The organism is Leptolyngbya sp. FACHB-36 (assembly GCF_014695955.1).
In the GTDB taxonomy this organism is placed as follows: Bacteria; Cyanobacteriota; Cyanobacteriia; order Leptolyngbyales; family Leptolyngbyaceae; genus FACHB-36.
This window is the reverse complement of record NZ_JACJPG010000257.1, coordinates 19,357-36,059: the sequence shown is the minus strand read 5'-3', so window position 1 is coordinate 36,059 and position 16,703 is coordinate 19,357. Positions and strand designations below refer to the sequence as shown.

At 49.8% G+C, this 16,703-nt stretch carries 15 protein-coding genes and 1 pseudogene; 6 read left to right on the top strand and 10 right to left on the bottom strand.

The window, feature by feature from the left end; all coding sequences use genetic code 11:
* Positions 1 to 163: 163 nt before the first annotated feature.
* The 5 genes and pseudogenes from H6F43_RS06545 to H6F43_RS06525 all read right to left on the bottom strand — a co-directional run bounded on the left by H6F43_RS06545 (position 164) and on the right by H6F43_RS06525 (position 5,223).
* Positions 164 to 499, bottom strand: a complete 336-nt coding sequence (locus tag H6F43_RS06545) for a XisI protein (protein ID WP_190341840.1) — start codon at positions 497 to 499, stop codon at positions 164 to 166.
* Positions 469 to 660: pseudogene (locus tag H6F43_RS06540) on the bottom strand (element excision factor XisH family protein); the annotation flags it as partial. The gene H6F43_RS06545 and the pseudogene H6F43_RS06540, both read right to left, overlap by 31 nt.
* Positions 661 to 874: 214 nt before the next feature.
* Positions 875 to 1,840 (bottom strand): hypothetical protein, encoded by a 966-nt coding sequence (locus tag H6F43_RS06535; RefSeq protein ID WP_190341838.1) that lies wholly within the window; start codon positions 1,838 to 1,840, stop codon positions 875 to 877.
* A 630-nt stretch (positions 1,841 to 2,470) separates the two neighbouring features.
* Positions 2,471 to 4,393 carry a molecular chaperone DnaK gene (gene dnaK, locus H6F43_RS06530; RefSeq protein ID WP_190341836.1) on the bottom strand — a complete coding sequence of 641 codons (1,923 nt, stop codon included), beginning with the start codon at positions 4,391 to 4,393 and terminating at the stop codon, positions 2,471 to 2,473.
* A gap of 284 nt (positions 4,394 to 4,677) precedes the next feature.
* Entirely contained in the window at positions 4,678 to 5,223 is a 546-nt protein-coding gene (locus tag H6F43_RS06525) for an Hsp20/alpha crystallin family protein (RefSeq protein ID WP_190341834.1), read from the bottom strand.
* A 283-nt stretch (positions 5,224 to 5,506) separates the two neighbouring features.
* Between H6F43_RS06525 and H6F43_RS06520 the strand changes: the two genes are divergently transcribed.
* From H6F43_RS06520 to H6F43_RS06510, 3 genes are all read left to right on the top strand, one after another.
* Positions 5,507 to 6,133 (top strand): alpha/beta fold hydrolase, encoded by a 627-nt coding sequence (locus H6F43_RS06520; protein WP_190341833.1) that lies wholly within the window; start codon positions 5,507 to 5,509, stop codon positions 6,131 to 6,133.
* A complete protein-coding gene (locus H6F43_RS06515; protein WP_190341831.1) occupies positions 6,130 to 6,438 on the top strand; it encodes a prolyl oligopeptidase family serine peptidase in 309 nt (102 codons plus the stop codon). The genes H6F43_RS06520 and H6F43_RS06515 overlap by 4 nt, the downstream gene beginning before the upstream one ends.
* A 71-nt stretch (positions 6,439 to 6,509) precedes the next feature.
* Positions 6,510 to 7,085, top strand: a complete 576-nt coding sequence (locus H6F43_RS06510) for an HdeD family acid-resistance protein (RefSeq protein ID WP_190341829.1) — start codon at positions 6,510 to 6,512, stop codon at positions 7,083 to 7,085.
* 109 nt (positions 7,086 to 7,194) lie between these two features.
* Here the strand turns inward: H6F43_RS06510 and H6F43_RS06505 are convergent, their stop codons facing one another.
* Entirely contained in the window at positions 7,195 to 7,734 is a 540-nt protein-coding gene (locus H6F43_RS06505) for a DUF2382 domain-containing protein (RefSeq protein WP_190341827.1), read from the bottom strand.
* Between the two features lie 267 nt (positions 7,735 to 8,001).
* Positions 8,002 to 8,967: a DUF2382 domain-containing protein gene (locus H6F43_RS06500; protein ID WP_190341825.1), complete on the bottom strand. Its 966-nt coding sequence runs from the start codon at positions 8,965 to 8,967 to the stop codon at positions 8,002 to 8,004.
* A gap of 414 nt (positions 8,968 to 9,381) precedes the next feature.
* Here H6F43_RS06500 and H6F43_RS06495 point away from each other — a divergent pair, with 414 nt between their 5' ends.
* The gene (locus tag H6F43_RS06495; protein ID WP_190341823.1) at positions 9,382 to 10,044 is read left to right on the top strand and encodes a bifunctional 4-hydroxy-2-oxoglutarate aldolase/2-dehydro-3-deoxy-phosphogluconate aldolase; all 663 of its coding nucleotides are present in this window, start codon (positions 9,382 to 9,384) and stop codon (positions 10,042 to 10,044) included.
* A gap of 65 nt (positions 10,045 to 10,109) precedes the next feature.
* Positions 10,110 to 10,613, top strand: a complete 504-nt coding sequence (locus H6F43_RS06490; protein WP_190341821.1) for a L,D-transpeptidase — start codon at positions 10,110 to 10,112, stop codon at positions 10,611 to 10,613.
* Between the two features lie 60 nt (positions 10,614 to 10,673).
* Here the strand turns inward: H6F43_RS06490 and H6F43_RS06485 are convergent, their stop codons facing one another.
* Together H6F43_RS06485 and H6F43_RS06480 are read right to left on the bottom strand one after the other, a co-directional pair.
* Complete coding sequence (locus H6F43_RS06485) at positions 10,674 to 12,299, bottom strand: 2-isopropylmalate synthase (RefSeq protein ID WP_190341819.1); 1,626 nt, start codon at positions 12,297 to 12,299, stop codon at positions 10,674 to 10,676.
* Positions 12,300 to 12,438: 139 nt separating this feature from the next.
* Positions 12,439 to 12,957, bottom strand: a complete 519-nt coding sequence (locus H6F43_RS06480) for an NYN domain-containing protein (protein WP_190341817.1) — start codon at positions 12,955 to 12,957, stop codon at positions 12,439 to 12,441.
* A gap of 617 nt (positions 12,958 to 13,574) precedes the next feature.
* Here H6F43_RS06480 and H6F43_RS06475 point away from each other — a divergent pair.
* On the top strand, positions 13,575 to 16,025 hold the full coding sequence (locus H6F43_RS06475) for a serine/threonine-protein kinase (protein WP_190341815.1): 2,451 nt from the start codon (positions 13,575 to 13,577) through the stop codon (positions 16,023 to 16,025).
* Between the two features lie 4 nt (positions 16,026 to 16,029).
* Here the strand turns inward: H6F43_RS06475 and H6F43_RS06470 are convergent, their stop codons facing one another.
* Positions 16,030 to 16,629 carry a hypothetical protein gene (locus H6F43_RS06470; RefSeq protein WP_190341813.1) on the bottom strand — a complete coding sequence of 200 codons (600 nt, stop codon included), beginning with the start codon at positions 16,627 to 16,629 and terminating at the stop codon, positions 16,030 to 16,032.
* Positions 16,630 to 16,703: the final 74 nt, after the last annotated feature.

The following is a 16,703-nucleotide window of genomic DNA, read 5'->3' as shown; positions in this document are numbered from 1 at the left end:
CCAGAATTAGTCAAATCGATTGAGCTAGCGTTTGCCCAAGTCACGCTCAAGGATTTGCAAGGTTGGTTCACTCATTGCTGTTACTGTACCTGACCTGAGTGGAAAAGGCTGTAGCAGACCATTACATCTTCTAGATGTAGATGAAGCTAATTTTTATAACGCCTTATTCAGCTGCATAGCCCGTAAACTGCCGCTTAAATGCTGAACGAAAGCCAAGTACGATATCAGAAGCAGGCACTCCCAGTTTCATCAAGGCTTCTCCTACATGTTCCTCAGTGCCATTATATTGAATCCAGATTTTGCCGTTCTTGATGTCAAAATGCATAACGGGTCCGAAAATTCGTTGGTCGCCATTCCATCCCACATAGAGCAGTTGGTAATGGTCATGTTCGGAATCAAGAATGACTTGCGTTTCAACATCACTTTGACTAGAACTAATCTGAGCGTGATTTTGAAGAATTTGTTGAATTAGCTTTCGGTAGTGTTGAATTTTGTCCATTGTTGCATCTCCTCCTTAGCTGGATCATAGATCACCAACTGGACAGCATAGCGGCGAAGCGATTTTTGGATAAAAGGAAGCTGAAAGAAGTCTTTATAAGTGTCAACTGGAACAGCAAGGTAGAGGGCGCGACCAAGTTCCTGTTCTTCAATCGTTTGAACATAGTTAAGATATCAAACCCAGTTTCGTACCAGAGCAAAACATCATTAGTCATACGGCTCTATAAGTCTACCCCTTACACACTTTAGAGCTTTGTTTTGACGTTCGCGCTCACTCGCCGCCAGCAACCTCTCGGACTCAACCAACCCACTTCATACAGTTGGTGGGTAAGCAAATTGTTATGCCGCGACAACTAACTTCTTTCTTCCATTACTCCTAAAGTTGAACAAGGATAGTTTCATATGACTCTCGTAATTTATTGATTAACGCATCATAAATCACTTCATAGTTTTCGTTATTCTCAGATAAATTTAATCTTTGATTGATGCTCTTAAGAATTTTTTGCTTTTTAGAATCTGAAATTAGATGAGAACTCAAAACACGAAAATCATACAAAACATAAAATGGGAGAGATATGTCTGAAAAATTAGAAAGATGAAGAACCTTTTCTAGCCATTGCTCAAAGAGCTTTAGAGACTTAAGAGATTTAAGATCATCTTTATTGACTACGCTTTCAAGCTCATTTTTAAGGAACTGCGGATCTAGGCTTTCAACCATGACTCGATTAAGCGCCTCTATGATTGGATTAACATGCTTCTCCTGCCAAAATACTGGTCGGTCAAGATTTTCAATGACTTTACTTATTTCTCCTTCAAATGTGTGAAGATATCCTCCTCGTTCTCTTTGACAAACTTGGATGGCTTCTGCTCTAGCATGAAATAAAGCATTTTCAGGAGAAGGATTTGAGAATTGCACTTCTATTTGTGATTCATAAAACTCTGAGCATAAATCATGATCAGACTTTACATTTTCAGATCTCAGATAATACTGTTCGTTCAATGGCAGTTCATCAATATCACCTAACCACATGATTACCTTTCGATTTCTATTAATACCGAAAGCAATATCAAACTCATTATTGCTACTGATACTCCCGTAAGTTCTAGAGACTAAATCTAGTCGATAATCAGGATGCTGGGAATATTTGTTTAAAACTGCAAGATTAAAGAAGACTGGAGTTAAAAAACCATCGTCCCAAGGTCTTTGCAATCCTGGAATGTTGTCATAATCTCTATGGTCATATAAAAATTCGACCTTCCCATAATTAAATTGTCTCTTGAAGTCTTGTCGAGGAGATAACTTTACTTCTGGCTTTCCTTGCTCTTTTGCTTGCTCACTCACAGTTAGTATTATTTCTTTTGTTTTCTCCGGAAAATAGTATCTAATACAACTATCGCATCGCAAGAGAGGAATGTTTGACAGATATATATTTATCCCCTCAAACCTCATTGCATATCTGTCAAAGCAGAATTCTAACCAGCTATTGCAGCTTTCACAGTAATGAGTTTGAATTTTTTCAAGTTGCAAGTCAACCATTTCAACTACAAAACTCCTGATTAGCGATCAAAATCATCACTAAAAATAGTTTATCGTGTGGGAACTTAAATCGACTGCTTAAATTGAAGTGTTTCGACTCGATTACCTCATCACTCAAATCAAGACACTATTTTGTTGATGACAGAGAATAGAATTCTGCTTATGCCGCCACTCAAGACTCGGCGGCATAACTTAATTACTAGATCTTTCTGTCTATACTCGGAAATTAGATGAATAGATAGAATCCTTTCATATATCACCCAGAACGGGTGGATAGGCAGAACTCCTCTCTATATTTTTACCATTGCTCCATCTTGTCTCATCTCACGTAATCGCCCCAATCTCCAGAAGCAACAAAAAAGGCTGATAGGATTCTTCCTACCAGCCTAGTCATTAGTTAAGGAGCGAGCTTCAAGCGTATTACGCTCGCCACCCTTACTTGGATTCAGTGAAGTCTGCGTCGATTACGTCATCATCACCACCAGTCGAGGCAGAAGAAGGACCTGCACCCGCGCCAGGATCAGTCGGACCTGCGCCGCCGCCTGCCTCGCCGCCACCCGCTTGCTGGTAGATGTTGCTGCCGATCGTGTAGAGCGACTGCTGCAACTCGGTCTGCACAGACTTGATGCGATCGAAGTCCTCTTGCGCAATCGCGTCTTTCAGGTCTTTGATCAAGCCATTAACACGGTCCTTATCCGCTGCAGGCACCTTGTCGCCGAGTTCGCTCATTTGCTTCTCAGCTTGGTATGCCAGCGAATCTGCCTGGTTCTTCAGATCGATCTTCTCGCGCCGATCCTTGTCTGCCGAAGCGTTCTGCTCGGCTTCGCGCACCATCCGTTCCACATCGTCTTTGGGCAGCGTGGAAGCACCCGTAATGCTGATGGATTGCTCTTTGCCCGTGCCTTTGTCCTTGGCGTAAACGGTCAGGATACCGTTGGCATCGATATCAAAGGTAACTTCAATTTGCGGTACGCCACGGGGAGCGGGAGGAATGCCATCCAGACGGAAGGTTCCCAAGCTCTTGTTGTCGTTCGACATTTCGCGCTCACCTTGCAGAATGTGGATTTCCACATTGCTCTGCCCATCCACAGCCGTCGAGAACACTTCCGACTTTTTGGTGGGAACAGTGGTGTTGCGCGGGATGATCTTGGTCATCACGCCACCCAAGGTTTCGACACCCAAAGACAGCGGCGTTACGTCGAGCAGCAGAATGTCCTTAACCTCACCTGCCAGTACACCCGCTTGAACGGCAGCACCAATCGCCACCACTTCATCCGGGTTCACGGTCTGGTTCGGATCTTTGCCCAGTACGCGCTTGACAATGTCTTGTACAGCGGGAATGCGGGTCGAACCACCCACCAGCACCACTTCATCGATCGCGCTTTTATCAACCTTAGAGTCGCGCAGAGCGCTCTCTACAGGAATGCGGCAGCGATCGATCAGGTCCGCACACAGTTCCTCAAACTTAGCGCGCGTCAGAGTCGTGTCGAGGTGTTTCGGTCCATCTTGCGTTGCTGTAATAAAGGGCAGGTTAATTTCTGCCTGCGTCACACTCGAAAGCTCGATCTTGGCTTTTTCAGCCGCTTCAGTCAAACGTTGCAACGCTTGTTTGTCCTTACGGAGATCAATGCCTTCAGCGCGACGGAACTCTTCTGCCAAGTAGTCCACAATCTTCTTATCGAAGTCGTCACCGCCCAAGTGCGTGTCGCCGGACGTTGCCAGCACTTCAAACACGCCGTCGCCAACTTCCAGGATCGACACGTCGAACGTACCGCCACCCAAGTCAAACACCAGAATGGTTTCGTTGCTCTTCCTGTCTAAGCCGTATGCCAGCGATGCAGCGGTTGGCTCGTTGATAATCCGCAGTACTTCCAGACCTGCAATCCGACCGGCGTCTTTAGTCGCTTGACGCTGCGAGTCGTTGAAGTAAGCAGGAACGGTGATCACTGCCTGGGTTACGTCTTCGCCCAGATACTTGCTGGCGTCTTCTTTTAGCTTGCGCAGAACTTCAGCGGAAATCTGCTCAGGTGCATACTGCTCTTTCTTAGCAGGGCAATCAACCTTGACATTGCCGCCGACGTTGAGAACTTTATATGACACTTCGGTCAGTTCGTTGGTCACTTCGTCAAACCGACGACCGATGAACCGCTTCACGGAGTAGAACGTGTTCTCCGGGTTCATCACGGCTTGCCGCTTGGCAATTTGACCAACAAGACGATCGCCATTCTTTGCAAAGGCAACGACAGAAGGCGTCGTCCGAAAACCTTCAGCGTTAGCAATGACAGTGGGCTTTCCACCCTCCATCACCGCCACGCACGAGTTGGTTGTACCTAAGTCAATTCCGACTACTTTTGCCATGAGTGCTTCGGCTCCATCAAACAATAAACAAAATACGGGTGGGGGTGGCGAACTGACAAGTCAGCGCTGGCGCTATCGACAATTACGTCACAAGGCAAACGAGGCAGCGTTTAACCGTACTAAACCAGACCTCGGTTGCAACCAGAATGGGCATAGCACGCCTTCCTACCCCTCTATACTGATCGCGATCGCCACAGATGATGAAGGCGTGTTTACCGAACAAGTGGGGGCGGTTGGGAGGAAATTCAGAATTAGATTTTGAATTCCGAATTTCCAATTCCCAATTAGCCTTGTGCCCAAACGTCTTCGGTTGTCTCGGTCGTTGCGTCTGCTGTGGCAGTCTCGGTGGACTCCACTGCAGGAGCATCGGTGGTGCCTGGCAGGTTGACTTTCACAGCTCGATCGTCAGCCTTGGGCAGCGTCAGGGTCAGCACACCGTCTTTAAATTCGGCAGTGACTTCGGTGTTCTGCACTTCTACAGGGAGAGGAACGACGCGACGGAAGCTGCCGTAGCGAAACTCGGAGCGGAACACGTGCTGGTCTTCGGTCTTATTCTCGGAGCGATACTCACCGGAAATCGAGACGGCTTCGCGGGTGACGTTTACCTCAAGGTCTTTCGCATCAATGCCAGGAAGCTCTGCGCGAAGAACTACCTCACTATCGGTCTGCTTCAATTCGATCGCGGGAGCCCAAGGTTTGCGGGTTTCAGTCGCAGGAGTTAAATCAGCAAACACGTGATCAAGCTGACGAGTTAGCGCTGCCATTTCTTGCCAGGGAGAGGCGATCGGACGCTGGATGTAACGAGGAGCAATTCTGTAGCGTGTCAACATGGGTGGTGAGAGAGTTACTAGAAAATAACAGTCAGGCTTGCAATAAAACTGCCTTGATTGAGGTGTCTTGATTGCGCTTGCCTTGATGTTTCTACTGTAGGTCAGGCAAGGATTTGAGACATTGAGGCAAACCGTAAAGAGCTGGGTGTGATTTCCGCTTGAAACAATTTGTACTGGGTACTCTGAAGGTGGGTAAACCGTCAATTCTGGTGGGTTTACCTAATACTTTCTAGGGCTAAAGACAATGCTGAAGCGGGTAAGACCTTGTTGGCGTGTCTCTTGTTTGCTACTGACAACAGGCGCGATTGCTCTAAATGCGATCGCTTGGATGCAGGCTTACAGCATGACTCATTTTGTAGAAGCGGGACAGCGGACCGCGAAGCCTGAAACGCTGTCGGCAATTGACAAGCTCCGGATCGTACTGACAGGTGTAGAAATTCCACGACCAACCAATCATTTAACGCCTCAAGCGATTGCGCTCGATCACAAAACGGCTCAAATTGCAATTTCAGATTCGGAAACGCTAGAAGCTTGGTACGTGCCGCGATCGCATTCGCGTGGTATTGTCCTTATGTTTCCGCCTTACGCAGGCACCAACGATGCTTTACTAGCCTCAGCAAAGCTTCTGCATGATTTGGGATTTGAGCTACTACTGATCAATTTTCGCGGAGTGGGTGGTTCTAGCGGCAGCACTACGTTAGGCGTCCGCAAGGCAGAAGATGTTGCCGTTGCGGTTGCCTATGCTAAGCAGCGCTGGGCAAAACAGCCATTGATTTTATATGGCGCATCAATGGGTGCAACGGCAGTCATGAGAGCGATCGCTCAGCAATCCATAAAACCAGATGCCGTGATTGTGAAAGTCCGTTCGATCGTCTGCTGCACACAGTACGCCATCGCTTTGAGGCAATGAATATTCCAGCATTTCCAGGTGCAGAATTAGTTGTGTTTTGGGGTGGTATTCAGCAGCAGATTGATGGATTTGCCCACAATCCAATTGATTATGCCGCAGTGATGCAAGCTCCAACATTACTGATGCATGGAGCGGCAGATCAGCGGGTGACAGAGCAAGAAGCGATCGCGATATTCGATCGACTCCAAGAACAAAAGCGATTTGCGCTATTCCAAGAATCAGTTGGACATGGCGCTCTTGCTTCAGATTGTCCAAAGCAATGGCGAGACACCGTACAGCAGTTTTTGAATCAGAGTCTACCCTAAGGTTCTATCGAGCAGCGAGGAAATTTTCTAGCCTGATCGTAACAGTCTATGCGATGAGGAATAAGCGCTCTATGACAACGAACATTTCGACTGAACCTAAGAAAAGAAACAACTCACTGATTATTGGCGTTCTGCTGATCGTGCTGGGAATTGCCTCGCTGATTTTGCCTCAGGTTTCCACGCTGGTAACAGAAACCTGGATTGCACTGATTCTGGCTTCCTCCGGAGTTGCGAAACTGGTTTATGCATTTCAGACCCGCGATCAAGGTGGCTTTATTTGGAAACTGCTGCTGGGTACCCTCTACATTGCAACAGGTGCAATGCTATTCTTCTACCCGCTGACAGGTGTGCTGACGCTGACGCTGCTGCTGGGTAGCTTCCTGCTCACTGAAGGCGTATTTAACCTAATTCTGGCGTTCCGTTTGCGTCCACAGCAGAACTGGACCTGGGTATTGGTCGATGGCATCGTCACGCTAGTTCTGGGCGCGATGATCTGGTTCCAGTTTCCCTTTAATGCGCCGTGGCTGATTGGAACGCTGGTTGGAGTTAGCATTCTGTTCTCAGGCATTTCTCGTCTGGGGCTGTCTTTGAATGGACGATCGACGATCGCATCCTCGGATCCATCCAATCCAGCACCTTCTGTCTAGTGCGATCCTGGTAGCTTGAAGGTAGGTTTAATCTAAAACTTAAAAACCACCGTTTAAAGACGGTGGTTTTTTGATGGGATTAGGCACCCGGATAGCTAATAGCTAAGCGCTACTTCTGCTCAATTGCCTGACTGAATTTTTCAATCCACTCCTGATAGGCACCGCTAAGATCAGCATCTTCCAGTTCAATTTCGACCCGCACTCGCTTACACTGATGCTGCAATGTTTTACCCAACTCATAAAGCACTTGACTCGCTACTCTGGGAGAGGAAAACTCGGCTTGCACGATCGCCGAATTCATTTCTCCAGCTAGCTCAACGTCTGAGTCGCTATTGGATAGATCAAGTTCTACTAGCTGCTTATGCTCTGGATTAATCTGCTCAACAATCAGCTTCTCGTAGCGAATTGGCACCTGCACCATTCGAGTTTCAACGACTTTACGAACAATGACTTCGCCAATTTTGCGCCGCGTATAATCGGCAACAATACGCTCTTCTAGTAACGGAATTGTGGTTTGAATAACAACTTTTTCATGTTCTGGAGAGAGCGATCGATCTACTGCAATTTGCTTCTCCGTTAATCCTGCCTCTGATGAGTAGGATGCCTGATGCGGTTCTCTTAAATCGTTTGTTTCAGATGGATGATTCATAGCTGTCCTTGATTTAATACAACAATCCACGGGTCGGCTCTCGCTCTGCAGAGGGACACTCAACCCCTCTGCGTTCTAGGGGAGCTAGAGTTTCCCCTTCCCTTATAGGGAGGGGGGGTGGGTTCTCTAGACGCACCGCACTGGAGAGAATGCTATATATGGCAAACAGCACGGGCAGAGCTATACCCCACCCGCGCTGATCACTAAGCGTTAACTATCATAGTAGCCTCAGATTAACGGTGAATAGCTAACAGCAACTGGCTCCAATTAGCGGATATCGCCAGGTCTATCAACCACGGGATGTCCTTCGGTGCGGATGTCGATTTCTTCGCGGCGAATTTGCTCTTCTGCGTTCACCGTGTCTTGCTCAACCACTTTCTTAACGCGAACTTCTTCACGCACAAAGGCTTCTTTGTGGATGTCAGGCGTCTCTTCGTAGACTTCTACGCGAGCCACTTCAGTATTGTTGAATGCGGCATCAGTTGCCGGGATTGCCGTACCAGCGTTTGCAGGAGTCGTACGCTCAATGACAACGCGCTCTTTCTCGATCGGCACTGATACCCGTGCGGTCTCGGTTTCAACGCGCTTACCGACTGCAACTTCGCCAGTCTTTTCGCGGCGCTTGTTAGCAATTAGACGCTCTTCGTACAGACGCAGCGAGCTGTGGTCGCGGTCGTTCAGGTTGTACAGCTCAGGCTCGCGATCGTAGGTATAGGTGTCGCGGCTGTAGGAAGCGTCAGCCATCGTTGCATCTACAGGAGTGGGGGCCGCTGTGTTGTAGGTTGCAGAGGTTGCCGTTGCGTCCAGCGGAGTCGGAGAATCTAGACCAGCCGTCGCATCTAGCGCAGCATTGCCGCCCAGTGTGCTGGTGCTTGTTGCACCCGGACGATAGACGCCGCGTACGCGCTCTTCGTAGTCGTAGTCAGCTGTTGCCATGTCAGAGCTGAATTCTGGTAGGTTCTCGGCTTGCTGACGGCTCAGGTTGTCTGCGTAGACGCGACGAGCGCTATAGTCGATGCGAGCGCGACCGATCGGCAGCAGTACTTTTTTGCCGAAGATCCATGCACCCGTGTTGATTACCAGGTAGCGGAACCGTCCGTCATCGTCAACCAGTACATCGTCAACTGAGCCAATCCGCTCACTGCCAGAGTACAGGTCAAGACCTTTAACATCGTCTCCATCGAAATGATCACGGTAGTTTGGATCAAAATCCTTAATTCTATAAAGTGCCATGTTGAAATACCTCAAATATGAGCTAACGTCTTCACTTTAGAAATTCAATTCAACAGTTTCCTCTTTCTAATGACTGACTTGCAAAATTAACTTAGTGGATTAAGGCTTTGTTAAGCCTCTTGTTAAGAAACGGAGATCAAATTAGTGGACAAACGCTTAGTCAGAGTAGAGTAAATTGTATAACTAATATACATTTTGGACTGCTACAACGGTTAGGATGTGGGTATTTCCAGAGGATCTCTCTAGAGAATTATCAATTAACGATCGCCTCGTTTTTCAATGTAGACTTCAGAAAATGTTCTATTACTAAGTAACTAAGACTTTCGATAGAGCTTGAATGTACCATTCCTATTAAAAAATTATTTCTATACAATAAAACTTCTTTGAATTTCGCTTGTTGAGATGAAATTAGTGATGAATACAAATGCTTGGTTGGCGGATATACAAGCTGCACGATCGATCGCGGTGCTGCGTGCGCCTCAATTTGAATTAGGGTATCGGCTGGCAACGGCTGTTGCGGCGGGAGGAATGCGATTAATCGAGATTACCTGGAACAGCGATCGTCCCGCTGAGTTAATCAGCCAGCTTCGGGCTGACCTACACCACTGTCAAATCGGAGCAGGAACGCTGTTGAACCGCGATCACCTCAAGGACGCGATCGCGGCGGGTGCCCAATTTCTGTTTACGCCTCACGTCGATGTCAGTCTAATTCAATTAGCCGCAGATCACGCGGTGCCGATCGTGCCCGGAGCGCTATCGCCAACCGAGATCGTCCACGCATGGCAAGCAGGCGCAACGTGCGTCAAGGTGTTTCCAGTGCAGGCGCTGGGCGGAGCCGACTACATTCGCAGCCTGCGGTCACCCCTGGACGATATTCCCCTGATTCCCACAGGCGGCGTCACGTTAGAGAATGCGCCCGCGTTTCTGTCGGCTGGAGCCGTTGCAGTTGGGCTGTCTGGCGATTTGTTTCCCAAACTCGCCGTTGAGCAGAGCAACTGGGAGGCAATCTCCGATCGGGCAAGAATGCTTGTACAGTCGCTTCAGCCTTTCTCGCGCTCCACCCCTAACTTCATGTAGAGAATGGTTAACGATTCAGCCGCCTGAGCAAATCCCGCTTACCCTCGTAAAAGCAGGAGGAACGGATGAACAAGTTCGGCTGGAAGTTGCCACGGTCGATACGACGGTGGGTGAGTCTGTGGGCGCTAGTGCTGCTAATGGTAGCAAGCTGTGCGGCTCCAGCGCTAACGTATTCGGCTAGCCACCGGAAAGCCATGCAAACCTTTCAGCGATCGCAGCAGCGCTGGATTGAAGTCGATCTATCGCGGCAGCGATTGATTGCATGGCAGGGCAAAACGCCAGTCTACGCTATTTTGGTTTCTACAGGTAAAACAGCTAGCGCCACTCAGACGGGCGTTTTTAGGATTCAGAGCCGCCACCGCTATAGCCGCATGCAAGGCGATGACTACGACGTGCCAGATGTGCCGTACACGATGTACTACTCCGGCAACTACGCAATTCACGGCGCTTACTGGCATCGCCGATTCGGGACGCGCGTGAGTCACGGCTGCGTCAATGTTGCCGTGGACCATGCGAAGTGGTTATTCAACTGGAGCACGATCGGCACGCCTGTTGTTGTACACGACTGAACCAATTGAATCATGTTGGAAGGGAGGGGTTGCCCCGTCCCTTCCAACATGATTCAGTGATCAGCTCTGAACTGATGCAACCTCTGCTTGTTGCTTGTAGCTCGTGCGCTCTGGGTCGTGCTGTGCTGCGAATAGACGGTTCAGCGCATTGACGTATGCCTGAGCCGACGCCACGATAATGTCGGTGTTGGCAGCGTGACCAGAGAAGATCTGATCGCGTCCACGCAGCCGAATCGTGACTTCGCCGATCGCGTCAATCCCTGCCGTCACGGACTGGACCGAAAACTCAATGAGTTGGTTCGGTACATTGACGACGCGATTAATAGCTTTGTAGACCGCATCGACAGGTCCGGTTCCAGTAGCCGCGTCGGTCAACTCCTGTCCGTCGGGCGTTCGTAGGGTTACCGTTGCCGTGGGACAGGCGTTATTGCCGCAGGACACCTGCACCAACTCAACCCGGAATAGTTCTGGTGCCTGCTGAATCTCGTCGTTGACGATCGCCTCCAAATCGCGATCGGTGACTTCTTTTTTCTTGTCTGCCAATTCCTTAAAGCGGACAAAGGCTTTATTCAGCTCTTGCTCTGACAGGTCAAAGCCCAAATCCCTCAAACGTGTGCGGAAGGCATTTCGACCCGAATGCTTACCCAGCACGAGCTGATTGCTGGTCAGCCCGATCGTCTGCGCATCCATAATTTCGTAGGTTTGCTTGTTCTTCAACATGCCGTCCTGATGGATGCCGGACTCATGGGCAAAGGCATTTGACCCGACGATCGCCTTGTTCGGCTGCACCAGCATCCCGGTTAAGTTCGAGACCAAGCGCGAGGTTTTGTAGATTTCTTGTGTGTTGATGTTCGTCAACGGCTCCTCAGAGTCCACCGATCGCCCTAAAAACGGATTAAAGTACTGACGACGAACATGCAGCGCCATCACCAATTCCTCTAGCGCCGCGTTGCCTGCCCGCTCTCCAATGCCGTTGATTGTGCACTCTAGCTGCCGTGCGCCGTTCTTCACCGCTTCCAGGAAGCATGCCACCGCTAATCCCAAATCGTTGTGTCCGTGAACAGAGATAATTGCCTGTTCGACGTTCGGCACGTTTTCTCGGATGCCGCGAATCATGTCCCCAAACTCGCTGGGAGTCAAGTAACCGACGGTATCGGGGATGTTGATAGTTTTTGCGCCTGCCGCGATCGCCCGCTCCAGCACTTGATAGAGGAACGCAGGGTCCGATCTCGCCGCATCCATCGGCGAAAATTCCACGTCGTCCACAAAGGACTTGGCGTAGGCGACCATTTCCTCCGCGATCGCCAGCACCTCGGAGCGCGATTTCTTCAACTGGTATTCCAGGTGAATATCCGAGGTGGAAATAAAGGTGTGAATCCGGGAATGAGCAGCAGGTTTTAGCGCTTCAGCCGCCGCTTCAATGTCGGCACGAATCGCCCGTGCCAAGCTGCAAATCACAGGTCCGTCCTCGGTGCCGACCGACTGAGCAATCTTTTGAACTGCCTCAAAATCGCCCGGACTGGCAAAGGCAAATCCGGCTTCGATCACATCTACGCCTAGTCGAGCTAGCTGCCGTGCGATCGCCAGTTTTTCGTCCACGTTTAGCGTTGCGCCAGGGCACTGTTCGCCATCGCGCAAAGTGGTGTCAAAAATGATGATTCGCTCGTGACTAGACGGAGTGTTCATAGGGAAACGTGCAAGTAGATAATGTTGTGATACTAGCCTATCGCTTTTGTGGCTAGGTCGCTGCTTGTCCGTCGTTCGTAACCTTACAACTGACCACTAACGACCAACCACATGACCACAACTATCAGGCTGGCTTCAGTCAGTAATCAACTTTCTCGATCTGTTTGCGAATGTCGTTAAGGTCAATGTAGCGATCGGTGGCGTTGCGTAGCTCCCGCGCGATCATGCCTTCTGTGGAAACCACAATGATGTGCGTGTTTCGCGTCCGCAGCAGCTCGATCGCCCGTTCGAAATCGCCGTCGCCGCTAAATAGCACCATGCGATCGTACTGTTCAACCGTGTTGAACATATCTACCACAATTTCAATATCCAGGTTAGCTTTCTGCGAGTACCGCCCCGAGCTATCGTCGTAATACTCTTTTAGCTGCTTGGTTCTGACCGTGTATCCCAAGCTAATCAGGGCATCCCGAAATCCTCGCTGGTCCTGTGGATCTTTCAGTCCCGTGTACCAAAATGCATTGATCAGCGTGACATTCGGATCGCTCGTGAAGTACTCCAGCACCCGCTTAGGGTCGAAGAACCAGCCATTCTTCTGTTGAGCGTAAAACATATTGTTTCCGTCTACAAAAATCGACAGACGGCTCATCGAGTAATGCATAGAAGCTAAAGACCTAAAAGTAGAAGTAAATAAAGCAATGATTAACTAATCTTAACAATTAATTCTAAGTGACGAAATCGAAATTAATCCATCAGGTTAAACTTTCTTGTTGCCCCTGTAATCTCAGCGCATGAAAATTATCAACGGGCAGCTTCACAGAGCTAGCCCAAAGTATGAGGAGCATTCACTATAGGCATATTGAAAACCATGCTAATTAGCTAGCACAAATCAACATCTCTCTGCCGAAGGATTTCTAAGAAGGTATTACCCTCTGCGTCAGCCTCTCGTATCGCAGGAGCTAGTCTAGGCGGTGATCGTATTCGGTAGAAGCTAGGGAAATTTGCCTTGATTGCATTCTTTATATCCGGAACACAACCTGAGGTCGCTGTTTCACCCTCACAGAGTCGGAAATAGGATAAGCGCCGTGAAAAAGAATAAATTAACCCTTGACTCAAAACGGTAGTGCAACCGATACAGCGCAGGTAAGACTCTGAAGAATAACGCCGCGAACTTGACAACATTGTCCGTAGAATCTCTTAAGATGGGTCTGTGCTGAGACTGAAGATTTCAATTGCGTTTGGGTGCGTCGTCGGGAAGTGTTCACAAAAATTAAAAAGATGACTAGCAAGCCCCCGCTACCCCAGACGGAAACCCTGATTGCCCAGCCGTCCACAAACAATCGTCGATCGTCTACGGGCAACCGCACCACAAAGCCCAGTCTCACCAAGATTCAAGCCCGCCGCCTAACGAAGCTAAGCAACCATGTAATGGTGGGCATCTGGGCAGTTGCAGCCGCGCTTATCACTGCAACCCAAACAGATTTTGCTCGATCGTGGGAGCGACAAGCGCAAACCCTATTTTTTGAGCTACGCGGTCCCATCGCTCCGCCTCAGAATATTGTCATTCTGGCGCTGGATGAGGACACGCAGGTGCAAGGCACGCAGGTCTACTCTAGCGACCCGCAGCGCTACGCCTATTTAGAGCCGCTGCAAACTTCTCCACCTAAGCGGGCAGCCTATGCAGTGGCGATCGATCGACTCACGAGTGCTGGAGCACGGGCAGTCTCCCTGGACATAGTGCTTGATGCGCTCAGCAGCCACGGTCCCGAGGATGATCAGCGTCTGCTAACGACGTTGACGAAGCACGCCGATCGCGTCGTGCTAGCCGCGCAATACGACGACGCGAATAATCAGACAACGCGAGAAGGCAATCGTACCCAGCTTCTTACCCCTAATCCGATATTTCAGTTACCTTCGCTGCGCGTTGGCTTCATCAATTTTCTAATCGAGCCGAACGGCAAGCTGCACCAGTTGGGTAGCCAGTACCCTCAGCAGGTGGCACGGACCTACTCGCCGGACCTGGCACAGCTGTTTCTACAGCAGAGCGCCTTAACGCCCTCGTTTGCTGAAGCAAGCCTGCAAGCAGCACAGCAGCAGCATTTCTCACCCAAAGGTTCGACAATTTCGTTCTACGGTCCACGAGGAACGTTTCAGCACGTACCGTTCTGGCAGGTGTTGGACCCGGAAAGCTGGAGCTATCACGTTAAGAACGGCACCTTCAAAAACAAGATTGTCTTGATTGGACCGACGGCAGAAATTTATCAAGACTCTCATTCGGCTCCGTTCTCTGGCACACTGCTGCATCCTAATCGCATGAGTGGAGTGGAGGTTCACGCGAACTCGATCGCCACGCTACTACAAAATCGAGCGATCGCCAACGCTCTACCAAATCCAGCAGGACAAGGAGCCGTTGTGCTAATTCTGGTCGCTGCCGCCGCTTATGTTCAGACTCGTTCAAAGCGTTTGCTGCACCGCTTGGCGCTAGTGGGTGCAACCGTGCTTGTCTGGGGCGGAGTTAGCTATGCGGTCTTCGTTTATGCAGGGCTGATTCTGCCAGTCGCGCTGCCGATCACGGCGATGGCTCTGAGCGGCGTCTCCTATCTCGTCATGGGGCTACTCAACGAGGATCGCCAAAAGCTTAACTTCAAGCAGATTCTAAAATCCTTTGCCTCAGCGCCAATCGTTCAGGACATCATCCGCACCAGTGAGCAAGAGGATTTACAAGACCTGCTACTAGAGAAGCGCAACGAGGAAATTGTTGGAACCAAACTCGCCGATCGCTACGAGATTACCAAGGTCCTAGGAGCTGGAGGATTTGGAGAAACCTACATTGCCAAAGATATTCGATTGCCGGGTGCTCCGCTCTGTGTCGTCAAGCAGCTTCGTCCTGTCACCAATAACCCGAAGCACTTCCAACTTGCCCAGCGATTGTTTGAGCTAGAAGCTAAAATTCTTCAGCAGTTGGGTAGACATGACCAAATTCCTCAACTGCTTGCCTACTTTGAGTTTGAAGAACAGCAAGAGTTTTACCTGGTGCAGGAGTTTATTGACGGTAGCCCCCTCAGCGATGAGCTTCGTCTAACGGGAAATGCCCGACCCGAACGCTGGGTGGTGGATTTGCTTCAAAATCTTCTATTCATTCTGGAGTTCGTTCACAGCCAGAATGTGATTCACCGAGACATTAAACCCAGCAATATTATTCGCCGTAAGTCGGATGGTAAGCCCGTTTTAATTGACTTTGGTGCTGTGAAGCAAAAGTTGATTGAGGAAGGGGAGCAGTCCACCCTAACCGTGGCGATCGGCACAAAAGACTACATGCCAGACGAGCAGTGCGCTGGACGACCAGAATTTAACAGCGATATCTACGCGGTGGGGATTATTGGCATTCAGTCGCTGACTGGCTTTTCACCGAAGAAAGACACAAATGGGGAAGTAGACTGGCGGCGTTGGGCACCGCATGTTAGCCACGCGCTGGCAACGGTGCTGAGCAAAATGGTGCGTCGTGACTTCCGAGAGCGCTACCAGTCTGCGACTGATGTGCTACAAGACTTGAAAGCGCTAGCAGTCACCTCGCCGCTGCCAGCGGTTATCGATCTGTCGAGTGGGCCGCTGTCTGCCCTAGGCTCGGATGCGAACGAGGAGTCCCTTGCGTTTGGGTCAGACGCCACGAAGGTGTGGTCCCAAAACGTGGAAGAGTCCTCCCTGCTGCCGCCAACCGATCGAAACTAGTGTGTCAGGATAGAGTATCTTCCTTGTCGTCTACCCACAGTGCCTCAAGGGTGCTATTCGGCTTGTTATCAGAAACCTCGATCGGTTGAGACACAACGGGCAAGAACGCGCCCCTGAGTCCGCGCTTGATTCGCTCTGGCGTTTCCTCAAACACCACGAACAGTGGATAGTGGCTATCGGCCCCCTCACTCAGAATGTGCTTATGGCGCAGCGGCATGTCCCATTGATATCCTCGGCTGAGCCACACTTGTGTCTGTCGCCAGCGCCCTAGCAAATCAGAGAAATCTTCCTGGGGACGATGGATAAACACAAAAATCTCAACGCCAGTTTTGATCTTCCATTCCGGATCGCACATTAAAACAGCAATATCACACGGTAAGCACAGCGTTTCGCTCTCGGCGGTATGGGTGCTTGATCGTCCTTGTGGCACTATTCCCCGCAGCTGTACGACGGGCAGAGGAATGGTAATGACGCTTTCGTCTGGACGCCGCATACTGGGCAGAAGCTCCAGGTAGGGGCGATGCTGCTTCAGCAGTGCGATCGCGCCAAGGGAATCGCTGTACTCTGCCAGTCGCGTTTCGTAGTGAGTCTTCGTGACAGCCATAATTTTGGTTCTAAATACAATAACCCTCCACCGGCAAGCAGCAGAGGGTCTTAGGAATGACCAGGAGCAACCTT

What these genes read in the sequence shown, in the direction of transcription:
- H6F43_RS06545 (WP_190341840.1), bottom strand. Translation starts at nt 499, where the DNA reads ATGGACAAAATTCAACACTACCGAAAGCTAATTCAACAAATTCTTCAA.
- dnaK (WP_190341836.1), bottom strand. Translation starts at nt 4,393, where the DNA reads ATGGCAAAAGTAGTCGGAATTGACTTAGGTACAACCAACTCGTGCGTG.
- H6F43_RS06525 (WP_190341834.1), bottom strand. Translation starts at nt 5,223, where the DNA reads ATGTTGACACGCTACAGAATTGCTCCTCGTTACATCCAGCGTCCGATC.
- H6F43_RS06515 (WP_190341831.1), top strand. Translation starts at nt 6,130, where the DNA reads ATGAATATTCCAGCATTTCCAGGTGCAGAATTAGTTGTGTTTTGGGGT.
- H6F43_RS06510 (WP_190341829.1), top strand. Translation starts at nt 6,510, where the DNA reads ATGACAACGAACATTTCGACTGAACCTAAGAAAAGAAACAACTCACTG.
- H6F43_RS06505 (WP_190341827.1), bottom strand. Translation starts at nt 7,734, where the DNA reads ATGAATCATCCATCTGAAACAAACGATTTAAGAGAACCGCATCAGGCA.
- H6F43_RS06500 (WP_190341825.1), bottom strand. Translation starts at nt 8,967, where the DNA reads ATGGCACTTTATAGAATTAAGGATTTTGATCCAAACTACCGTGATCAT.
- H6F43_RS06495 (WP_190341823.1), top strand. Translation starts at nt 9,382, where the DNA reads ATGAATACAAATGCTTGGTTGGCGGATATACAAGCTGCACGATCGATC.
- H6F43_RS06490 (WP_190341821.1), top strand. Translation starts at nt 10,110, where the DNA reads ATGAACAAGTTCGGCTGGAAGTTGCCACGGTCGATACGACGGTGGGTG.
- H6F43_RS06485 (WP_190341819.1), bottom strand. Translation starts at nt 12,299, where the DNA reads ATGAACACTCCGTCTAGTCACGAGCGAATCATCATTTTTGACACCACT.
- H6F43_RS06480 (WP_190341817.1), bottom strand. Translation starts at nt 12,957, where the DNA reads ATGCATTACTCGATGAGCCGTCTGTCGATTTTTGTAGACGGAAACAAT.
- H6F43_RS06475 (WP_190341815.1), top strand. Translation starts at nt 13,575, where the DNA reads ATGACTAGCAAGCCCCCGCTACCCCAGACGGAAACCCTGATTGCCCAG.
- H6F43_RS06470 (WP_190341813.1), bottom strand. Translation starts at nt 16,629, where the DNA reads ATGGCTGTCACGAAGACTCACTACGAAACGCGACTGGCAGAGTACAGC.